Origin of the sequence: Pseudodesulfovibrio piezophilus C1TLV30 (assembly GCF_000341895.1) — a bacterium.
Lineage (GTDB): Bacteria > Desulfobacterota > Desulfovibrionia > Desulfovibrionales > Desulfovibrionaceae > Pseudodesulfovibrio > Pseudodesulfovibrio piezophilus.
On record NC_020409.1, the window covers coordinates 2,667,335 to 2,688,498 of the forward strand.

Annotated in this window: 17 protein-coding genes; 2 read left to right on the top strand and 15 right to left on the bottom strand. The window is 54.0% G+C overall.

All coding sequences use genetic code 11. The features are described 5' to 3' along the window. Window positions 1–7 precede the first annotated feature (7 nt). Together fdnG and BN4_RS12520 are read right to left on the bottom strand one after the other, a co-directional pair. Entirely contained in the window at window positions 8–3,037 is a 3,030-nt protein-coding gene (fdnG, locus tag BN4_RS12510; RefSeq protein WP_083863101.1) for a formate dehydrogenase-N subunit alpha, read from the bottom strand. 24 nt (window positions 3,038–3,061) lie between these two features. Then, window positions 3,062–3,364, bottom strand: a complete 303-nt coding sequence (locus tag BN4_RS12520) for a hypothetical protein (protein ID WP_157871382.1) — start codon at window positions 3,362–3,364, stop codon at window positions 3,062–3,064. Between the two features lie 242 nt (window positions 3,365–3,606). Here BN4_RS12520 and BN4_RS17775 point away from each other — a divergent pair, with 242 nt between their 5' ends. Then, complete coding sequence (locus tag BN4_RS17775; protein WP_157871384.1) at window positions 3,607–3,744, top strand: hypothetical protein; 138 nt, start codon at window positions 3,607–3,609, stop codon at window positions 3,742–3,744. Window positions 3,745–3,894: 150 nt separating this feature from the next. On the opposite strand, the gene BN4_RS12525 is transcribed toward BN4_RS17775, so the two are convergent. The 10 genes from BN4_RS12525 to BN4_RS12570 all read right to left on the bottom strand — a co-directional run bounded on the left by BN4_RS12525 (window position 3,895) and on the right by BN4_RS12570 (window position 16,521). Then, complete coding sequence (locus BN4_RS12525; RefSeq protein ID WP_015415774.1) at window positions 3,895–5,520, bottom strand: FmdE family protein; 1,626 nt, start codon at window positions 5,518–5,520, stop codon at window positions 3,895–3,897. Window positions 5,521–5,700: 180 nt separating this feature from the next. After that, a complete protein-coding gene (locus BN4_RS12530) occupies window positions 5,701–6,303 on the bottom strand; it encodes a DJ-1/PfpI family protein (RefSeq protein ID WP_015415775.1) in 603 nt (200 codons plus the stop codon). After that, a complete protein-coding gene (locus BN4_RS12535; protein ID WP_041720354.1) occupies window positions 6,300–7,286 on the bottom strand; it encodes a GlxA family transcriptional regulator in 987 nt (328 codons plus the stop codon). Before BN4_RS12535 ends, BN4_RS12530 begins: the two co-directional genes overlap by 4 nt. A 185-nt stretch (window positions 7,287–7,471) precedes the next feature. After that, complete coding sequence (dsrP, locus tag BN4_RS12540) at window positions 7,472–8,743, bottom strand: sulfate reduction electron transfer complex DsrMKJOP subunit DsrP (RefSeq protein ID WP_015415777.1); 1,272 nt, start codon at window positions 8,741–8,743, stop codon at window positions 7,472–7,474. Between the two features lie 11 nt (window positions 8,744–8,754). Next, the gene (gene dsrO / locus BN4_RS12545) at window positions 8,755–9,525 is read right to left on the bottom strand and encodes a sulfate reduction electron transfer complex DsrMKJOP subunit DsrO (protein ID WP_041720355.1); all 771 of its coding nucleotides are present in this window, start codon (window positions 9,523–9,525) and stop codon (window positions 8,755–8,757) included. Continuing rightward, window positions 9,525–9,914: a sulfate reduction electron transfer complex DsrMKJOP subunit DsrJ gene (gene dsrJ / locus BN4_RS12550; RefSeq protein ID WP_015415779.1), complete on the bottom strand. Its 390-nt coding sequence runs from the start codon at window positions 9,912–9,914 to the stop codon at window positions 9,525–9,527. The genes dsrO and dsrJ overlap by 1 nt, the downstream gene beginning before the upstream one ends. Continuing rightward, window positions 9,915–11,585 carry a sulfate reduction electron transfer complex DsrMKJOP subunit DsrK gene (dsrK, locus tag BN4_RS12555; RefSeq protein WP_015415780.1) on the bottom strand — a complete coding sequence of 557 codons (1,671 nt, stop codon included), beginning with the start codon at window positions 11,583–11,585 and terminating at the stop codon, window positions 9,915–9,917. 45 nt (window positions 11,586–11,630) lie between these two features. Continuing rightward, complete coding sequence (gene dsrM / locus BN4_RS12560; protein WP_015415781.1) at window positions 11,631–12,671, bottom strand: sulfate reduction electron transfer complex DsrMKJOP subunit DsrM; 1,041 nt, start codon at window positions 12,669–12,671, stop codon at window positions 11,631–11,633. A gap of 200 nt (window positions 12,672–12,871) precedes the next feature. Continuing rightward, window positions 12,872–13,399, bottom strand: coding sequence for an RsbRD N-terminal domain-containing protein (locus tag BN4_RS12565; protein WP_015415782.1), 528 nt, complete (start codon window positions 13,397–13,399; stop codon window positions 12,872–12,874). 242 nt (window positions 13,400–13,641) lie between these two features. After that, entirely contained in the window at window positions 13,642–16,521 is a 2,880-nt protein-coding gene (locus BN4_RS12570; RefSeq protein WP_015415783.1) for a PAS domain S-box protein, read from the bottom strand. A 111-nt stretch (window positions 16,522–16,632) separates the two neighbouring features. Here BN4_RS12570 and BN4_RS12575 point away from each other — a divergent pair, with 111 nt between their 5' ends. Further along, on the top strand, window positions 16,633–17,670 hold the full coding sequence (locus tag BN4_RS12575) for a DMT family transporter (protein WP_231856537.1): 1,038 nt from the start codon (window positions 16,633–16,635) through the stop codon (window positions 17,668–17,670). Here BN4_RS12575 and BN4_RS12580 read toward each other — a convergent pair. From BN4_RS12580 to tkt, 3 genes are all read right to left on the bottom strand, one after another. Then, window positions 17,667–18,023, bottom strand: a complete 357-nt coding sequence (locus BN4_RS12580) for a PilZ domain-containing protein (protein ID WP_015415785.1) — start codon at window positions 18,021–18,023, stop codon at window positions 17,667–17,669. The genes BN4_RS12575 and BN4_RS12580 overlap by 4 nt on opposite strands. A gap of 156 nt (window positions 18,024–18,179) precedes the next feature. Then, window positions 18,180–19,169, bottom strand: a complete 990-nt coding sequence (glpX, locus tag BN4_RS12585; RefSeq protein WP_015415786.1) for a class II fructose-bisphosphatase — start codon at window positions 19,167–19,169, stop codon at window positions 18,180–18,182. A gap of 13 nt (window positions 19,170–19,182) precedes the next feature. Continuing rightward, complete coding sequence (tkt, locus tag BN4_RS12590; protein ID WP_015415787.1) at window positions 19,183–21,147, bottom strand: transketolase; 1,965 nt, start codon at window positions 21,145–21,147, stop codon at window positions 19,183–19,185. Between the last annotated feature and the right edge of the window lie 17 nt (window positions 21,148–21,164).

Consider the following 21,164-nt stretch of genomic DNA (forward strand, 5'->3'; position numbering starts at 1 on the left):
TCCTCCTTTACGCCTTGCGGACGTTGACCATAAAGGCCTTGGTTTCAGGGATACCGGTATTGGGGTCACCAACGGACGGAGTCAGGATGTTGGAAGTGTCTCCACCATTCTTGGGCCATGTCCAGCCAAAGTGCCATGGAAGGCCGACCTGATGAACAACGGACCCCTGCACCATGAACGGCTTGAGTCGTTTGGTGACAATTGCCTTGGCCCAAATGGAGCCGCGCAGGGAATCGACCCAGACCTTGGCCCCGTTTTCAATCCCGCGCAGTTCAGCGAGTTCTTCGGACATTTCCACGAAAACCTGCGGTTCCGCTTCCGTGAGCCACGGTTGGTTGCGGGTCATGACACCGGTCTGCCAGTGTTCAGTGACGCGGTAGGTTGTGCCGATGAAGGGGAACTTGGGATCGCATACGGCCTTTTCCTCATTATCGTAGGTTATAGCCGTGGGGTTGTGCAGCGTCCCGGAGAAGGGATGATCCTTGACCGGACATTCCAGCGGTTCATAATACTCAGGCAGCGGACCGTCCGCACGACCGGGACCGTATAGTTGGCCAAAGCCGTGTTTGCGCATAATGAATGCGTGTTTCGTGCCGGGTGCCCAGCCGCCATCGGGGACGTCGCCGACCCATTTTGTCTTGGGTCCGGTCCATGCGATGACAGGCTTTTGGGGATTATAAGGGTTGCCCTGCATATCAACGGAGGCTCTGTTGTACAGGATACGGCGGTTGACAGGCCAGCACCATGAGAAGTTCGGATACAGACCGATTTTGGCTTGTTCCGGGGTTTGAGCCAGACTTCTGCGGGCTGCCATGTTGCCCTTGTCCGTGTAGGAGTTGCAATAGAGCCAGTTACCGGACGTGGTTGACCCATCGTCCTGAAGATAGGCGAAGCTCGGGACCTGTTGGCCTTTCTTGAACTTCTTGCCTTTGATCTCCACATCACGGGTAAAGTACCCGTTGATCAGCTTGGCGGTCTTATGCGGATCGAAGATGCCGTTGGTGGCGATATTCCCCCATGAGAGCCTGGTGATCGGTTCCGGGTATTCTCCGCCTTCCTTTTTGTACAGCTCCTGAATCTCATGCATCAGTTCATACATGAGGTCACCATCAGGCTTCAGTCCGTGAGGGGCATCCGGTCCTTTGTAGCGCCACTGCATCCAACGGCCGGAGTTGGTCACCGACCCTTCCTTTTCGATAGACACGGCGCAGGGCAGGAAGAAGACTTCGGTCTTGATCTTGCTGGGGTCCATGTCTGGACCTTCCCAGAACCAGCCTGTTTCGTTGGGGAAGATGTTGACGTTGACCAGCCAGTCCAATTTGGTGAGAGCCTCACGGTTCTTGTTGGCATTGGCACCGGAACACGCCGGGTTCATTCCCCAGGAGAACAGACCCTGAAATTGTCCCTTGTTCATTTTGTCGAACAGGGTCAACCAGGAGTATTCGCTGGCTGCGGCGGAATCGAGCCTCGGCAGGTAGTTGTACGCTGTTTCCGGGTCATCATCCGACCACATGGATTTGATCAGGGAAGCCGAATATTTCGGATAGTTCTGCCACCAGTTGGCTGATTTGGGATCATGGGAAAGTGGCGTGTATGCCTTGTTGTAATCCGCCAATGTGGGCTGAGCCGCCTTGGGCGTTTTCAGGTAACCGGGCAGGATGTGGAAGAGCAAGCAATGGTCCGTTGATCCCTGGACATTGGATTCGCCGCGCAGGGCATTGACGCCGCCGCCTGCGATTCCGATGTTGCCCAGCAATAACTGGATCATGGCCATGGCTCTGATATTCTGCACGCCAACAGTATGCTGGGTCCATCCCATGGCATACATGATGGTCCCGGCCTTGTCTCCGGTTCCGGTCGCGGCAAAGGTCTCATAAAGACTGATCAGATCGTCGCGTTTCATGCCGGAGATATCCACGACCTTATCCAGGTTGTAGCGCTCGTAATGCTTCTTGAGCATCTGATAGACGCACCGCGGATCCTGAAGTGTGGGGTCCTGTCTGGGGACGCCTTCGGCATCCAGAGCAAAGGCCCATTTTTTCTTGTCGTAGGATTTTGTTTCCGGGTCGTACCCGGCGAAGATGCCGTCTTTGAATGTGTACTTGTCACCGACGATGAAGGATGCGTTGGTATAGTTGACCACGTAATCCTTGAAGATCAGGTCTTTGTCCAGGATGTACTTGATCATGCCGCCGAGTACGGCGATATCAGCTCCGGAACGGATGCCCGCATACATGTCGGCCTTGGCCGAGGTCCTGGTGAATCGGGGGTCCACATGAATCAGGGTCGCGCCCTTTTCCTGTGCCCGTGTAACCCATTTGAAGGAAATGGGATGGTTTTCGGCAGCGTTGCTGCCCATTATCAAAATACAATCAGCATTCTGGAGGTCAATCCAGTGATTGGTCATCGCACCGCGTCCGAACGACTCTGCCAGAGCCGCAACAGTTGCGCTGTGTCAGATCCTTGCCTGATGTTCTATGTACACCAGGCCGAGGCTGCGGAGCATTGTCTGGTAGGCCCAACACTCCTCGTTATCCAGGGCGGCCGAGCCAAGGGAGGCTATGCCGTCACACCGGTTGACCACTTCTCCCCGCGAGTTCTTGTGGGTGAAGGTCTCATCACGACTCTTCTTGACGTTGTGGGCAATTTTTTCCAAGGCCCAGGCAAGAGAGACTTTCTTGAATTTGCTTGAATACGGGGCGCGGTAGAGAACGGAATCCGGGCGACGGTCATTTTCAGCGACCTGCCAGATGGATGCGCCCTTGGCACACAGAGACCCTTCATTGACCGGATGATCCGGATCTCCCTCGACATTGATGGCGCGCATGTCCTTGAGGGATGTGTTGACAATGAGACCGCAACCCACTGCACAGTAACAGCAGACAGTGGTGGTCTGCTTACTCCATTTCGGAGTCAGGGCGGTAACCCTGTCGGTCATGGCCGACTTGGGTGTACACCCCAGCCCCAGGCCGCCGAACGCCGTTGCAACGGCAGCGGTGGCAGAGAGCTTGAGGAAGTTCCTTCGGTTGGTATGCATTTGACCTCCTGATGTTGACGCGGGTCAGCGCCCGCGAATCTCGCGACTCAAGGCCACGAGCAATGAATAACCGCTGAGCTGCACGAGACTGTCCATGACGGGCAGGAGAACATCATCACAACCCCAGTGGCTGTGAATGTGAGGCGTCATCTCCTGCGCCGTGGCCTGGACGGCGTTCATGGAGAGACCCAGCCCGGAAAAGGGCATCATCTCTGCCATGTCGGCAGCCGAACCTTGAGTGGATGAAAACCGCATAGGTGTACCTCTCACTTGTTTGGTCCTATGGTTATGGGTGAGTTGAGTATAATCGGCAATGATAAAAGTCATTTGCGTATTCTCGCACAGCTGTTTTTCATTGTGTTTTATTTAACATGTTGAATTTCAGGAGGTTACTTTATGTCAAAATAGACATAAAATGATTTCTTTAGTGCGGTTTGACACCGGTGATTTGATGGAAATGAAATGCGGAATGGCACGACGTTTTCTATACATGTTGCAAAGACAGAAGGGGACCCGCCTAAGCTCGGATTGTCAGGTGAGATAGTCTCCGATGGCTCAAGGGTATCCCCTTGAAAATTCTATTTCCATTGGGAGTGAAAACAAGAGCTGTTTTGGAAAAATATTTCCAAAAAAAACGCTTTTATCAATTCCAAACAATTATGGCTCTTTTGGGAAGCTCTGTTGCCGCTATGGGCGGCTTTTTCTGATCTTGTGAATATTTGAGAAGGGGTGCTTTTCGACACTTCAAAAGCAGGGGCATCCCCGGACCATACGGGTCGAGAACACTCGGTGGCCGGAAAAGGAGGGGCGGGTGATTTACCCTGTCCCGGCACAGAGGCCGGGACAGGGAAACGATTTTATTTACCGAAGGGGCATTTGGGGAATGAGCATGTTTTACAGTTCATGCAGAAACCGCCTTCTCCCAGTGCCGCGAGGTCTTTTCTCGTCAGTTCCTGTCCGGCCAGCAGCCGTGGCAGGATGACATCAAAGGCCGTCGTTTTATAGAAGAGCGCACAGGCCGGGACTCCGATTATTTGAGCGGATCGGATTTTTCCGACAAGAGTCATGGTGCCGGGCAGCATGGGCACGCCATAGTGATCATCGGTCAGTCCGGCATCGATGAGAGCGCCTCGGGTGACATCGTCCGGGTCCACGGACATGCCTGCGGTCGTGATAATCATGTCACACCCGGCATCGAGCATGGCTGTGGCTGACGCCGTGATGGCCTGACGATCGTCCGGGACAATGTCGGTTCGGTGGATTTCACTGCCGAGCTTGATGATCTTGGAGGAGATGATGGGAATGAATTTGTCTTCGATCAACCCCTGAAAGACTTCCGTGCCGGTAACGAGTATGCCGACCTTGGCTTGTCTCAATGGAGACACCGAGATGATTGGCCCTTCGCCCAAGGCGGCAATGGCCCGGCTGAATTTGTCGCGAGAGATATAGAGAGGCAAAGCGCGTGTACCGCCAACGCCCTTGCCCTTGGGCATAAGAGAGCCGTCATGGCGGGTTGTGAGCATGACGTCGGGTGAGAGATTGAAACGGGTCAGTGCATCGCGGTCGACGGAGAGCATTCCCGGAATCTCTGCCAGAAAGTCTATTTTGCCCTCTTCGGGGTTGGCGTCGTAGGTGACGCCCGGTCCGGCTATGCGTGCGGCAAAGGCCTTGACTGCTTCGTTTTCGTGAACCCATTCGTCGCTGGGCAAGTTTTCATCCACATAGACATGGAATTTGCCGATGCGCTGCAATCGGCAGACATCTCCGGCATCAAGGGTGTCGCCAGCTTTGGCGACAGGTCCTTTGGATTTTCCGGGTTCTATGCCCGTCATGTCATGCAGAGCCTGTTTGCCGACAGCCTTTTCAACAGGGATAGCCCGAAGCTGGGGAGCGTCATCGGTACAGATGGCTCCTTCCATGGAAACGTAGGGAGCTTCGCCCTGACAGCCCCGACAGATGGCTCCGTCGCTTCCGGGATATGCCTCGTGACAGATCGGGCAGACATCAATGGACGTCATATGGCCATGCCCCAGATAGCGTTCATGAATGGTAATCGGCCGTATGGAACAAATGGTGTCACCAGCTTTCTTTATCTCGGCGAGAAGGGCTTCCGTGTCTTGTTCGGCTTTCGGTTTTTCCTTCATGAACCAGCCTTTAATCTCAGGCCAGAGTTCCAGTTTGTCCTGGTCAATGGAGACACGGAATCCGACACCCGTGAATTTGTCATACAAGGAAACTGCATATCGGCCGAGCAATTTGACTTTCATCCAGTTATTACCGGTGGAGCAGAGGGTCAGGAGTTGGACTGCGTCCGGGAGGCATTTTCCTGATTCAACCATGGCCTCGAAAAGTGTGCCTTCGGGTAATCGGGATTTAGCCGCTTCAACCATGTAGCCGCCTATCAGTAGGCCCGGTGCGGGGTACCCGTGAAATTCCCTGGCCTTTTCCTTGAATTCTTCGAATGTATATTCGCCAATGTTCATGTCCGCCTCGCATGTCTTAAGATTAGTGCGCCCGTTGATTACTCTGCAAACGGGATTTCGTCAATGCGGCCGGACTTTTTACCGTGTGACCCTTGAATTCAGAGCGTGGGAATATCTGGAACCGGTTGCGGGAAGCAGTATGAGAAGAAGGCCCTTCTTCAGTGGAAGAAGGGCCTGATGTTACACGTCAGCTGTATAAGGAGGAGCCGGATCGTATTGCATGATCTTGCGAACCTGGCGGGCATGTTCGGGTGAGTGGAGTTGGCCTACCAGCCAAAGGGCCATATCGATGCCAGCTGAAACGCCCTGGGACGTGACTATGTTACCGTCTCTGACATATCGGACGTCGGGTATGACGGTGGTATCCGGGTCTTCAGCCATCAAATCCGTTTCCATCCAATGTGTGGTCGCTTTTTTCCCCTTGAGCAATCCTGCCTTCTGGAGAATGAGGCCCCCCGTGCAGACTGCGGTCAGGAAGGTGACCTTTTCGGCCTGTGCTTTGATCCAGGGAAGCGCGCGTTTGTTTTTGAGAGCATGGTCAGCGACATCGGCTGTTCCGGGCAGCAAAAGTACATCCAGGTCCGGGTGGTCGTCGAAGGTGGCGTCCGGGGTGATCTTCATGCCGCCGATACCTGTTATCGGGTCGGTCATTTCGCTGATGAGAACGACATTGGGTGTCCGGTTATCGATGATATTGGAGAGAGCAAAGACACTGTGCGGCCCGACACAGTCAAGTTCGGCCACATGATTATAGATGTAAATGCCGTAAACTGGATTTTTCATGGAAGAGATCCTTCATTGTTGTGGAAGTGTTCCGCGTAGTGACGCGGGTTGACGCCAAGTCTGCGTTGGAATGTTCGCCGGAGGCGTTCTTCTCGTCCGAAACCGCTCTGTTGGGCAATGAAACCAAGGTTGACGGCTCCTGATTCGAGCAGTTCACGGGCGTGTCCGAGTCTGAGTTCTTCGACATATCGGGCCGGACTGATTCCGGTTTCGGAACTGAATGTCCGGGCAAAATGCCGAGGACTCATGGCAACACGCTCGGCGAGGTGATCCACATGCAGATCTTTTGTCAGATTGTTTTCCATCCAGAGGCAGAGTTTGGCAAAGCGCCCGACCGAGTTTGTCTGTGTCGCCAAGGGAGTGCTGAACTGGCTTTGCGTACCGGGCCGTCTTCTATACAGCAGTAAAAGGCGCGCTATCTCCATGGCAATCAATGGGCCGTGGTCCTCTTCTACGAGGGCGAGGGCCAGATCAATGCCTGCCGTGACTCCGGCACTCGAAGAGATTCGGCCGTCGCGGACATAGATGGCATCGGCTTCAACCCTGATATCCGGGTACTTTTCAGCCAATCGCTCAGCAGCCAGCCAATGCGTTGTCGCCCGTTTACTGTGCAGAAGTCCGCACGCTGCCAATAGAAATGCCCCGGTACACACAGATACGACTCTTTTTGCTTTTTCAGCATCTCTTTTCAGGGCCGCGAGGAACGGTACGGAATCGGAGATGGCTTCGGCAGTCGGTCCGCCCGGAACGATCAGCGTATCAAGTGGGTGACCGCTCCCGATGGAGCCGTCAACACAGAATGACAGACCGGAGGCTGTTTTGACCCGGAGCTGCGTCATTCCCTGATATGACAGATCGTACCCTTCATTGTCTCGACCAGCGTGTGCCAGCATCATTGTCGCTGCCGAGAATACATCGGCCGGACCTGTGACGTCCAGTGAGGCCAGTCCGTCATAGAGCACTATCGCTATTTTCTTCTTCATGGATGGTCCTTTGTCATGTGTGCGCACTGAGTCTTGAAGATAGACTGATCCTGGTTTGGCAGCAATGACAAGAAACACGCAATAAAGGACAAAAAAGGAAAAGAGAAAGGCCCGGCTCCAATGGAGTCGGGCCTTTGATGTGCCTAACGAACCTAGCGAGGTGACGTTACGTGGCTAGGCGCCGATTATGCCTCGGCAGGGGCATCAACTGCCTCACAGGTGCATTCGCCCTTGGGGCAGCCGCATTCCATGGTGCAATCGCAATGGTCTTCGGAAGAACACCCACAAGGCAGCAACTGGGAGTGACCCATTTCCTGCTTGACGTCAGTGGCGATCTTGAAAAGAACCGTCACGACCAGTGCGCCGATGGCGTAGACCATCATGGAGACCAGAAGCTCCTTGCCGGTGGGCCAGTAAGGAGTGATTGTATCAAAGGGAGTGGGGTTGAATCCACCGATCAACAGACCGAGCCCCTTGTCGATCCAGGTTGCGATAACCAGGATTACCAGAGTGAACGGCAGCAGCTTCAGATTATTGCGAAGCTTGGGGGTCGTCAGCATGATGATGCTGAGGGCAGCCAGACCGATGAATGTCCACATCAGGCCAACCAGTTCGTGGTGACCGTGAGAGCCTGCAAACAGGTACACCAGAGAATGGGTGTGTCCTGGCATATTGGAGTAGAAGGCAGTGAAGACTTCCAGCATGAAGAAGAACATGTTCACGCACATGGCGTAAGCAATGATCTTGACCAGTGTCTTCAGGGCATTCTTAGGCATTCTGAATGTTGTGAACTTCTGCGTGACCATCATCACCAACAGCAGGATGGCAGGTCCGGAGCAGAACGCGCTGGCCAGGAAGCGGGCAGCCAGAATGGCGGTGAGCCAGTAGTGGCGGCCGGGCAGACCCTGATACAGGAACGCGGTCACGGTGTGGATCGAGAAAGCCCAGATCACAGACGTGTAGATGAAGGGCTTGAGCCACTTCGGATGCGGCAGGTTCTGCCTGTCAGCCTGAAGGCAGGTCCAGCCCACCAGCAGGTTGAGTGCGAGATACCCGTTGAGCACGATCATGTCGTAGAACAAGATCGAGTTCGGTGCTGCATGGAAGATCACGTTGAGCATGCGGGAAGGCTGACCGATATCGACGACGATGAACATGAGGCACATTATGCATGCGCCAATGGCCATGAATTCACCGAATATGACCATGTGCTTGTTCGTTTTGTAGTTGTGAAAGTAGTTGGGAAGCACGATCATGACGCCCGAGGCGGCAAGACCGACCAGGTAGGTGAACTGGGAGATGTAAAAGCCCCAGGAGACGTCACGGCTCATGCCTGTGACCCCCAGGCCATTCATCAACTGGTCGAGCCACGCCAGTGACCCGATGCAGATAAGAACCAGGAGGAATGCGATCCAGCCGTAATATCTCTTGGAACCTTTGAGAGCTAATTCAAGCATTCTGATTCCTCCTAAATGATATAGTAAACGCTGGGCTCGGTGCCGGCAGCGGGTTTACGACGAATGGTGAACCGTTCGCGCAGAACCTTGCGGACTTCGGACTCGGGGTCAGCGAGGTCGCCGAAGATCATGGCTCCTTCCGAGGCCTCGGCACAAGCCGGGATTTTACCGACGGACAGCCGCTCAACGCAGAAGTTGCACTTCTCGACAACGCCGCGCATACGAGTTGGGTACTCGGGGTTCAGCTTGGTAAGGTCCAGATTCTTGCGAGGTTCGCCCCAGTTGAAGGAGCGCGCTCCGAAAGGACAACCGGCCATGCAGTAGCGGCAGCCGATGCAGCGGTGGTAATCCATGGCAACGATGCCGTCAGGGCGCTTGTAGGTCGCCTTGGTGGGGCAGACTCGTACGCACGGCGGGTGCTCACAGTGGTTGCACATCAGGACGAAGTCACGGTGGTGCACTTCTTCGGACATATGCGGGTTTTCCTGCTCGGGGAAGGTGTGCTCATATTCGTCTGACCATATCCACTTGATTTCCTTCTTGCCCTTGGCTTCAGGGACATTGTGGAGGGAGTGGCAGACATGGGCCAACTTGGCGATCTCTTCCTCGTCATGCAGCTTGGTCGTATCGATGACCATTGCCCAGTGTTTGCCGTGGAAACCCTCGGCATGGGGCTTGACCGGGGAGTGCCCACCGCTGGAAGCCATGGCCTTGGGAGCAATGGCAAGACCGGCGGCAGCCAGACCGGCAAGCTTGATGAAGGTTCTTCTGTTATTCTTCATTATTTCAAACCCTCCGGCTGAATATGGCAATCCCAGCAATAGGGAGAGACACCGGCATCGGCGTGACACTTGTCGCAGAAGTCTGCCCTGCTCACGTGGCACTTCATGCAGGTGTTCTGCAGGGAGATGGTGAACTCTTTGCCTTTGTGGTTCGTGTAGACACGCTTGCCATCACGCAAAGCCCAGTCGCGCCAATTGTTGAGGAGTTGCATGTGGTTTTCCCGCATGTACTCCTTGGACTCGATGCATTCAGTCTCGCCCACAGGGAGCTTGAGCTCAGGCTGTTTGTATTCCTTGGTCACTGCCACACCCTTGAAGAAGGGAGCGCAGAGGAGGCCAATGAAGATAACCAGACCAGCTATGATCGGGAATCCATAGTGCATTTTCATTTATGCATCCTCCATGTTCGGGGGCGTCCAGTCGTCTTCCTCGTCCTCGAATCCGGGAAGGGGTTCCATGCGCAGGTCCATGGTGCGTTCTTCGCCTTCTTTCATGATCAATGCGTTGGCGACTAACTCATGGGTTCCAGTGACGGTTACGCCTGGGGCCCAGTAGTCCGCGAGCGGAATCAGGGTGGCGCGGTCAATGGCGCAGATGCAGGCCAGGGTGTTCACGTCATGTGTGTCCTGGACATACTTCAGGGCGTTGCCGCGAGGCAGCCCGCCGCGAAGGCGGATTTCGAGGATTTCTTCGGTATTCAGGCCGGAACCGCCTGCGCAGCAGAAAGTCTGCTCACGGATGGTTGCCGGAGGCATCTCGAAGAAGTTGTTACAGACGGATTTGATAACGTAGCGCGGTTCGTCCAGAAGACCCATCCCCCGAGCGGGGTTGCAGGAATCATGGAAGGTGACGCGCAGATGATCGTTGCGGCTTGGGTCGAGGTTCAGCTTGCCGTGTTTGATGAGATCGGCAGTGAACTCGGTGATATGAACCATTTTGGTGGCAGCGGAGTTCTCGAATACGGTTCCGGTGATCGGGTTGACCGGGGTGCACATCTGCTTGCCCTGGGTCTCGCCGTTCATGGTATCCATGTACTGGTGGACAACGCGCCACATGTGGCCGCACTCACCGCCGAGAATCCACTTGCAACCGAGACGGTTGGCTTCGTGGTACATCTTGGCATTGAGTTTCTTCATGGTCTCGTTATTGGTGAAGGAACCGAAGTTTCCACCCTCTGATGCATAGGTGGACATGGTGTAATCCAGGTCCAGATAATCAAACAGCATCAGGTAGCCCATGAAAGTATAGATGCCCGGATCGGCGAAGACATCGCCGGAGGGGGTGATGAACAGGATGTCGTGCCCGTGCTCGTTGAGCGGAGCCTTGACTTTTTTGCCGGTGATTTCCTCGATATCATCAACCATGAAATCCACGATGTCCTTGAAGGCGTGGGGCTGGATGCCGAGGTGGTTTCCGGTGATGTTGCAGTTGGAGACAGGCTCCATGATCCAGTTGGTGTTCAAGCCAACCAGGTGCATCAGCTCGCGCGCCATCATGGTGACTTCCGCAGTATCGATTCCGTATGGGCAGAACAGGGAACAGCGGCGGCACTCGGTGCACTGGTAGAAGTAGATGAACCATTCTTTCAGGACATCTTCTTCCATGACGCGGGAGCCAGTCAGTTTGGACAGGATTTTCCCGGCCAGAGTGAATTCGCCGCGGTAAACAGAGCGCATCAGCTCGGCACGAAGGACAGGCATGTTCTTCGGATCACCGGACCCGATGAAGTAATGGCATTTGTCGGCACAGGCTCCACAACGGACACAGATGTCCATGAAGAGCTTGAGGGAGCGGAACTTTCCAAGGCGCTCGCGGAAACCATTGACCACGATCTCCTTCCAGTTGGGGGGCAGTTTCCAATCTGCTTCACCCGGACTCCATTGGCGTGCAGGCCCCCACAGACCGGGGAGTTTGGATTCCATATACTCCATCTTTTCCGGTTTGGCGGGGTAGCACCAGTTGCCCGGTGAAAAGTCCACCGGGGTTTCCATCCAGCCGGTGGTCGGCGGAGTGTAATCTATGCTCTTGAAGAGCTCATCTGCTTTAGGCATGTCGGACATATTTCTTCTCTCCTAGATAAAGAAGTCTCACCTGTATGGTGAACCCTAAGCCTTTTCCTCTGGGGCCACGCCATTTTCCGGATTATCCAGAGGCAATCCGGCCTCGGCCATGGGCACGCCGAATTCTTTTTCGTAATCAGCGTAGGTGTGGGGCTTGATGTTGGGGTCATTCCAGGGGTTCACGTGATGCTTGGCGCGGGTATCGTTCGGCAGGTTCCTTGTGGGGGACATGAAGACACCGGGAAAGTGCATCAATTTGCTGAACGGGAAGTACGCCATGAGGACGCTGACAAGGAAGACGTGAACGAAGAAGGAGACACCAATGGTTTCCGGAACGACGAAATGAAACGTCACCAGTCCCATGGTCAGCTCCTTGATGGCGATGACATCAACTTTGGCGTAATAACGCATGTAGATGCCCGACAGGGCGACGGCCAGGATCAGGAACAGCGGGAAGAAGTCTGAGACATACGAGAGGTAATTGATCTTGGCATCAATGAGTCTGCGGCCAAGCAACAGGATCACGCCGATGACGAGACCACAGTCGGCCAGGTACATGGCGGGCGCGCCTATTTGCAGGATGCCGTCCACGAATTCCAGTCCGTTCACGAAGAAGGGCACGGGTTCGAGGAACAGGCGGAGGTGGCGCAGTGCCACAATGAAAAAGGAATAGTGGAAGACAATTGCAAAGAGCCAGAGCCATTTGCTGGATTTGTACGCCACGACCGGTCCACTCTTGGTATCGTGCAGTGACACCTGAGTGTTGCGGAACAAGGAGCGGAAAGCAAAAACTTCCAGGACCATGCGCACAAAGGTCTGAGCGCCGGTCTGAGGACAGTCGAACTTGTTCTGCTTGAACATGGTGGTATCAAAGGATTTGAACTGACCACCGGTTGTGGGGATACGGAAAGGAACAGGACTCCGCCCCCAGTTGATGACTTTAGTTATAAAGCCAATGACAAAGATGATGAACGCCGTTGAGGGGATACAGACACCGAAGAAAGTCCTCAGATGTGCTGCATCAACCCCGAACAACGGGATCAACACCAGGAGAAAGACGAACAGAAGTGAGTAAAGCGCATTCATCTACCGTCACCTCGCTTGAAGGTTGGACCTGCCGGTTCTCACGCCGGAAGGCCTGCCACTTTTGGTGCGGGCCGTGGGAATCTGTGATCAGCGAAAAGTTGTCTGGTCGGCGATGCGTCTTCGGTGCCGAAAATGCCCCCGGCTCGCGAATCGCTCGTGCGTCCGACTCTCCTCAAATCATCACATCCCTCGGCACGCCCTTAATCGGTCGAAGGTTCGACCGTAACGTCCGCAACGAGTCCGGCTTTTCTGAGCAGACTGCTCTGGGCGCGTTTCACCTCATCCACGCGCAGCCGGAATATTTGTTCGCGACCTTTGGAATAGATGTCGAAGGACATCATGGCCAAGTTGTCTATCTTGGCTTCAAATCTGAGCAGGTCCTCAAGGGCCCCATCCGCTTTCATGGTGCTGAAGAACTCGTCGCGAAAAAGTTTTTTCAGCAGAAAGACAAAACTGATGGCCTGGGACGGAGTAAAATCCTGCACGCTTCGGATACGGATGAGCCTATCCAGTTCGGCAGCTATCTTGTCGGCATCCTGCCATTGAATGATAAGCTCAAGGAGTTCCCTGGTGGCCTCGACAATTGCCGCGCCCACCGGATTCTGGAAACGATCTTTTTGTCGACCCCAGATTTTCTGGGTTTCTTTCGGGTAGGTCTGAAGGATCAGGTCTGCCCACTTTTCCGACAACTCTTCCTTGCGCTCGGCAAGCTTGGTTTCCAATGTCATTATCTGTCCATAAAAGCCAACAAAATCGAGAAGTACCTCAGACCTTTGGGCTCAGGGAACTTTCAATTTTGCAAGCCTTGCTTGTGTTAATTGTGAAAATCATCACGTAAAACTTAGAACCATATTCCAAACCCCTCGGAAAACGTCAAGGTTTTTTCAAGGAAAAACCAGCTGATGAGAAGGGTTATCAAAGGGAATCAAGAGGCTTTTCCCGTGCCTTGAGAAGAGAGACGGGACTCTTTTCACGACCGGGTGGCAGTGCCGAATTCAATCCGGTTTCGCCCACCTCGCTTGGCTTTGTAAAGTGCCTCATCCGCTCTGTAAAGGGTCTCTTCTATGATCTTGTCTCTTTTATGGGCCAGGGAGAGTCCGATGGAGACTGTAAAATGGATTTCCTGTTCGTTGACCACGACCTTTAGTTGTCCGAGATCTTCCCGGAGTCTTTCGGCGGCAATCAGGGCATTCTCCTGGTCTGTTTCCGGGAGCAGGACGGCGAATTCTTCACCTCCGAGTCGGCCGAAAACATCTGTTTCCCGCAAGTTGGCCATGGTCAGGGCGGCCATGGCTTTGAGAACGGCGTCGCCCGCCTGGTGTCCATAGGTATCGTTGATCGATTTGAAATAATCGATATCCAGCATCAGAACGGCCAAGGGACGTTTGTATCGTTTGGCTCGTTTCAATTCGGCTGCGGCGAGCAGAAAAAAACGGTGTCGGTTGCTCGCTCCAGTCAGTGCGTCCGTGGTTGCCATGCGCGTCATATCTTTTTCAAGGCGTATGCGGGTGGTCACATCGTGGATGACAGAATAAAGCAGTTGATTTCCTCGGACCATGATCGGCCCGGAGTAGACTTCCACATCGCGGATTTCCTTGTTTTCCAGACGATGCTTGAAGATGAAGTGGGACCGCCCTTGACTGTGCGCATTATGCATTTCACGATAGACCTCGGCTTCAGTCAGAGCGATTATCTGGCTCATATTCATGGTGCGCATCGTCTCGATATCGTACCCGTAGAATTCACTGGCCGCCGGATTTGCATCAATGATATCTCCGGTCTTGGGATCTTCCAGAAGCATGACAGCATGGTTGTTTTCAAAAAACGCCCGATATTGCTTTTCTCTTTCTCTGAGAACCCGGTCCGCTTCAATGCGTGCCGTAATATCGCGAAACGTTCCTTCAAAGGCAAAAGGGATACCTTCCTTGTCATGGACCAGGTGGGTATTGCTCTCAATGACAATGTGTGTTCCGTCCTTGCGAACTGCGGTCAGATGGAATCCATGCACATGCCCTTTGGCCAGAAGGGATTGCCGCAGTCGCGCTCGATCATCCAGGTTGGCATACAGCATGACCATATTGTGGCCGATGAGATCGACTTCTTCATACCCCAGCAGGTTGCAGGTGGCAGGGTTGACCATCTGAATGATTCCATCCATGTCGGTTACGATGAATCCTTCTTCTATGGTCTCGAAGATGCGACGAAATTTGTCTTCACTTTCCTGAAGTACCCGCTCTGCCTTTTTGCGATTGCTGATATCCCGCAGTGCGTTGACTTCACCGAGAACAGTCCCATCGTCTCCGGTAATCAGCGACACGGAATGTTCAGTGGGGAAGGTCTGATTGTTTTTGCGACGCATGGAAAATTCGAAGGTCGCTGATTCTCCGCGTTCGAATGCTTCTTTTGTCAGTTGTCGAAATTCATCAGCATGGGCGGTATCAATATGCAGGTTGTCAGCAGACTTGCCACAGATGTCTTCTCTGGGCATTTGAAAGACGGTTTCGGCTGCCGGATTTGTGTCGATAACGATGTTTTCCGGCGAGACGATGAGAACAGCCTCACCCAAGGCCACAAAGGTGTTTCGAAGCCAGAGTTCCTTTTCGGCCAGAGCCTCTTCGGTCTTGCGCTGCCTGGTGATGTCTGTCCCCGAGCACAGAATGGCGACTGGTGCGCCCTCTTCATTTCGAAGCAGTCGGTTTTTCCAGGCAATGAGACGATGCTCCCCTGATTTGGTGATAATGATATTGGTATATTCATCGTCGTTGTCTTCTCCGGATTCGAAGATCGCGGAGATCGAATCGTAAATGATCTTTCTGTTTGATTCGGGAACCATGGTTTTATACCAATTGTGGCCCACCAAATCATTTTTTTCGTAGCCGAGAGTTTCGCAGCCTGTTCTGTTGATGAGCATCACCGTGCCTGAAGGGTCCAGTCCAACGACAATCGTTCCGACAACATCGAGATAATTCGAGGACAGGCTTCTCTCACGGGCGAGCTGTATCTGCGTCTCCACACTCCCGGTAATGTCATCGACTATGAGAGTCAGGGCGGACTGTGGGTTTGATGGCTCCTGACGTGAAATCGTGATGCTGAAGTATCGTGATTTTTCCTCGGATTCAACAATGCAGCTCAAGTGATGTTCCTGTTTCAAGAAAGGAGCCGAGTTCTGCAACGCCTTTTCCAACCATGGGAGGGTCTCCGCAAGCAAGGGGGCAGAGGAGATGTCCGGCAACGATGTCGCCCCTTGAAGGGATGGATCAGGTTCAATGTTCCACAGAAGTCCCATGGCCGCTTGATTCAAGCATTCGATACGATGCTCGGAGTCAAGGAAGAAGACGGCTTCAGCGAGGCTTTTGAAGAGTGACAGGAATCGGTTCTCACAGGCCGGAATGCGATCAGTCGAACAGGAACCATGGGAGATGGTCTTGTCGGGAGGCCATGTTGCCGTGCGGCAGACTTCGAGTTCAAGGGTGTCGAACAGCCGGTGTACCTGTGTCTTTTCAGTGAGGTCAGTTTCGTTCAGGAGTGTGAGGGAAGCGTGACGAAATGCTTTGAGGACAGCTATGCATTCGGCAGGGGAGAGGTGTTTTGTCCCTTCTGCCTCTGAATGCCAGATCGCCAAGGGAGCGAGAACGGATGTCCCAAGGGAGTGGGCAATCTGTAACGCTGCCTGGTCGATTTCAGTCTTGAAATTCGTTTGAATATATTTTCCCAGGGCGTCGGCGACCTTGAGCCAGAAATCGAGACCCGGTACGGCTGTTGCCGGAAAGAAAGAAGGCTCTGCGAGCGCCTGTGCCTTTTTTGCCAGGTGTCGAGTTTTGGCGAATATTATCGATTGGAGTTGAGCCATTCCGTCCCTTTGTAGTGTGTTGCTATTCTCCTATTTGTAGCAACAAAAAGGGTGGAATGAATAGCAGAAATTGTCCTCCAAACGTGAGTTTCTATGGGGAGCGTGTTGTATATGGGGGAGAAGAACGTCAATAAACGCGTCCTCTTCCTTCTGGATACCCCGTTGATTTCAGTGCAGGGTCGATTCGTGTGTCCCGCAGAGAATGTGCTTGTCAGCAGAAAAAACCGGGCCTACATGTTTTGCATGAGTTGTTTTCTCTCTTCGGGAATGCGTTCCATGCTGTTGGGAACATTTTTGTTTTCCATCGGCTCCCTTTGTATAAAACTGGCTGGAGTCAGACTGCCCACGAGCGAAATACTGTTCGTGCGCGGAGTGATTGGCATAGGGTTCTGTTGGATGGTCGTGCGGCGAGCCGGGGTAGGTATGCTGGGGGCGCGACGGTTTCTTCTCGCGACACGGGGGGTGGTTGGTTTTCTCGCCTTGTTTGCGGAATTTTATGCAATAGTTCATTTACCGCTGGCGGATGCCATTGTCATTCTCTTTACGCATCCAGTAGCAGTGGCTTTGTTGGCATGGATATTTCTTGGGGAGCGGCTTGGTCTCATGAGCCTTTTCGCTATGGCGGGCAGTATGCTCGGAGTGATTGTGGTCTGTCGTCCCGATTTTCTCTTCGGTATGAGCGAAGCAAATCTTGATACTGTGGGGGTATGGGTTGCTCTGGCTGGAGTGGGGTTGATCTCCTTGGCTATCTTGACAGTGCGCTCTCTGGCAAAGACTGAGCACCCTGCCGTGGTCATGGTCTATCCTCCCTTGATTATTACGATGGTATCGCCTTTCCTTTCGCATGATTGGGTATTTCCTACCGGACTCGAATTCATCATGATGCTTGGAGTCGCTTTCTTCATGAACGCAGGACAATATTTCATGACCAAGGGGTATGCTCTGGAAAGTGCGGCTCGTATCAGTGCCGTGACATGTCTCGAGATTGTGTTCGCAGCTTTTTGGGGAGCTTCCTTTCTTGGTGAAATACCGGATGTCTGGACTTTCGTCGGAGGATTTCTCATCGTGATGGGAACCCTGATCCTGGGGCACGATCAAGGCTCAGTTTCCTCTCGCTCTCTTCCTCCTGTGAAAGGGCATTCGGGCTAAAGTTTTTCGAAAATTTCCATGAGTTCCTCATTCACTGCGTCCGGGTCTTTGGTGTTGAGCTGTACGAGTCTATGGAGGAAAGTAAAGCTCAACTCATCCATTTCACTGAAAATCATGGCTGTTTCATTGTTGGCTGCTCGGAGGATTTCTCCCTCTGTCACGATGCGAACAGCCGGTGAAAGCGGAATATGCAGTTCGGCCTTGGTCCCTACGAGGCAGTCATCGCATCCTTCGAGCAGTGCTCCTTTAAGGCTGATATTTTTGGTGGCGACCGGGATGACAACATCCCCCACGGTCACATAGGCTTCAAACCCGGCATCGACTCGTGTGCTTTTGCGCTTGTTTCCAGTCATGAGAACCTCCTTTGTGGCAAGAGTATCACAGCTTCTCTGTTGAGAAAATATCCATTGCTCTGCCCGATTATCTGGAGGATCAGGGGAAATGAGGCAGAGCAATGAAAAGGCCGAAACCATCCGGTTCCGGCCTTTGAAGTCTATAATCTTCAGGGGTTAGTCGTATTCAACTGCCGAGAATTTCATCAGTGCATCCCAATTATGGATGGCTTCCACGTAACGAATAGTGCCAGTCTTGCCCCGCATGACCAGAGATGATGTCTCTGCACCATGGCCGTGATAAGCAACGCCCTTGAGGAAGGTTCCGCCGGATATCCCGGTTGCCGCGAAGAAAAGGTCCTCGCTCTTGACCAGATCGTTGACGGTCAGGACTCGGCGAACGTCCATGCCATATTCGGCAAGGGCATTCTTCTCGTCCTGTTTCTGCGGGTCGAGCTTGGCGAACATCTCTCCACCCATGATACGGATGGCAGTGGCAGAAAGCACACCTTCAGGAGTGCCGCCCGTTCCCATCATGACATCGACTTCGCTTCGGGGATCAATGGCCATGAGGGAGCCTGTCACATCGCCATCAGTGTGCAACTGGATGCGCGCTCCGGCTTCGCGGATTTCACTGATAAGTTTCTTGTGGCGGGGCTTATCCAGAACAAACACGACCAGATCGTCCACATCCTTATCCAGGGCGCGGGCTATCAATTTGAGGTTGTGTCCGGTGGGGGCTTCGATATCGACGACATCCTTTGCCTGGGCCGGAACCACCAGTTTCTGCATGTAGAAACTCGGGCCTGGATCAAACATGGCGCCTGCCGGAGCAACGCCGACAACCGAAATGGCGTTGGGGCGTCCGAAAGCGAGCAGGTTCGTGCCTTCAAGGGGGTCCACGGCTATGTCAACCTTGGGACCGTTACCCAGTCCGAGGCTTTCGCCGTTGAAGAGCATGGGGGCGTCGTCTTTTTCGCCCTCACCGATCATGACCTTGCCATCAATTTCAAGCGTGTTGAAGCACAGGCGCATGGCATCCACGGCGGCCTGGTCTGCGGAGATCTTGTCTCCCTTGCCGAGCCATCGAGCGCAGGCAAGAGCCGCGGCTTCGGTGACGCGAACAAGGTCGAGGGCAAGGTTCTTCTGGGGTGCTTCCGTATGCATAGTCAAATAACTCCTAGTATTTCTGGCGGATCATGCTGGCAAAGTTCTCGGGAGTGAAGCCATATTTATCTGATAAAATCTTGCCGGGTGCGCTGGCACCGAAGTGATCCACGCCGAGCACGACTCCGCCAAGGCCGACATACTTGTACCAGTAGTCGGTGCGGCCGGCTTCGGCTGCGGCACGAGAAGTCACTTCAGGCGGCAGAACTGCATTCTTATATGAATCGGGTTGATCGTCAAACAGCTTGGCAGAGGGCATGGAAACCACGCGGACCTTGCGTTTGAAGAGCTTGGCCGTTTCCAGGGCCAGAGAGACCTCGGAGCCGGAAGCGATAAGGATCAGTTCCGGGGTGCCTTCGCAATCCTTGAGAATGTAGCCGCCTTTGCGAGGTCCGTCGATAACTGCCGGGTACTCGGCCGGGTCCATCACAGGCAGCCCTTGGCGGGTCAGGAATATGACCGAGGGATGCTTTTCCTGTTTGAGAGCTATATCCAGGCATACTGCTGTTTCCTGTGCATCAGCGGGCCGCAGGTCAATGAGGTCCGGGATCAGACGCAGGGAGCTGACATGCTCGATAGGCTGGTGGGTCGGACCGTCTTCGCCGACCCAGAAGGAATCGTGAGTGAAGACGTACAACACAGGCAATTCTTGCAGGGAGGACATGCGAATGGCGTTGCGGCAGTAATCGGAGAAGGTCAGGAATGTCGCTCCGAACGGCAGCAGACCGCCATGCAGTTGCATCCCGTTCATGATGGCGGCCATGGGGAACTCGCGGACGCCGAAGGCGAGGTTGCGGGAAGCATAGCCGTCGACGGCAAAGTCACCGTAAGTGGTACGGAAGTTCAGAGTCTGGTTGGAAGGGTCGAGGTCTGCGGAACCGCCGACCAGGGTCGGTAGAGAATCCATGACCGCATCAAGGCACTTGCCCCAGGCCTGACGGGTGGCCATGGTTTCACCGGGAGTGAATTCAGGCCAGGCTATTTCAAGCTCGGGACGCGGTTTGGTGACGTGGCCCCACATCTCGGCAAAATCGGCTTCGGAAAGCTTGGCATCGACCACGGTCTGCCAGTCAGCGGCTTTTTTGCGCATGCTGTCAAATCGGGCGCGGTAGGATTCGAGCACATCGGCTGGGACATGGAAATCATCGGCAGGCAGGCCGAGTTTCTTTTTGGTTGCAGCGATTTCATCGGCTTTGAGCGGTTCACCATGGGTCTTGTGGCTGCCTTCCATGGTGGCGCAGCCCTTGGCCATGGTCGTGTGACCGATGATCAGGGTCGGTTTTGAAGTCTCCTGCTGTCCGGCCTTGATGGCGGCGCGAATCTCGTCATGATTGTGGCCATCCACTTCAATGACGTGCCAACACATGCCTTCAAAGACTTTCTTGTGGTCTGTGCAGTCGGAATTGCAGGTAGGCCCGGCCAGCTGAATCTTGTTGGAGTCGTAGTAGGCGATGATCTTGCCAAGTCCCCAGAGACCGGCCAGAGAAGCAGCGCCCAGGGCGATCGGTTCCTGAAGATCTCCATCGGAGGAGAGGACGTATGTATAATGGTCCACAACGTCACTTCCCAGTTTTTCCCGCAGGTATGCTTCTGCCGCGGCAAAGCCCACAGACATGCTGAAGCCCTGTCCCAGAGGGCCGGTCGTGGCCTCGACGCCTGGAGTTAGGTGCACTTCGGGGTGTCCGGGGGTCAGAGAGCCGAGCTGTCTGAAATTCTGGATGTCCTCAATGGAAATGAAGCCGTTGAGGTGCAGCAGGCTATAGAGTAGCATGGATTCATGCCCCGCGGACAGGATGAAGCGGTCACGGTTGAACCACTTCGAGTCGTCGGGGTTGAAGTTCAGGAACTCGGAATACAGGATGGTGGCGTAGTCGGCGGAGGACATTGCGCCGCCGGGATGACCCGAATTGGCCTTGGCAACGCCGTCCATGATCAGTCCCTTGACCACGGCGATAGTCTTTTCCGTCTGATTGCTCATTGTAGTACCCTTTTTAA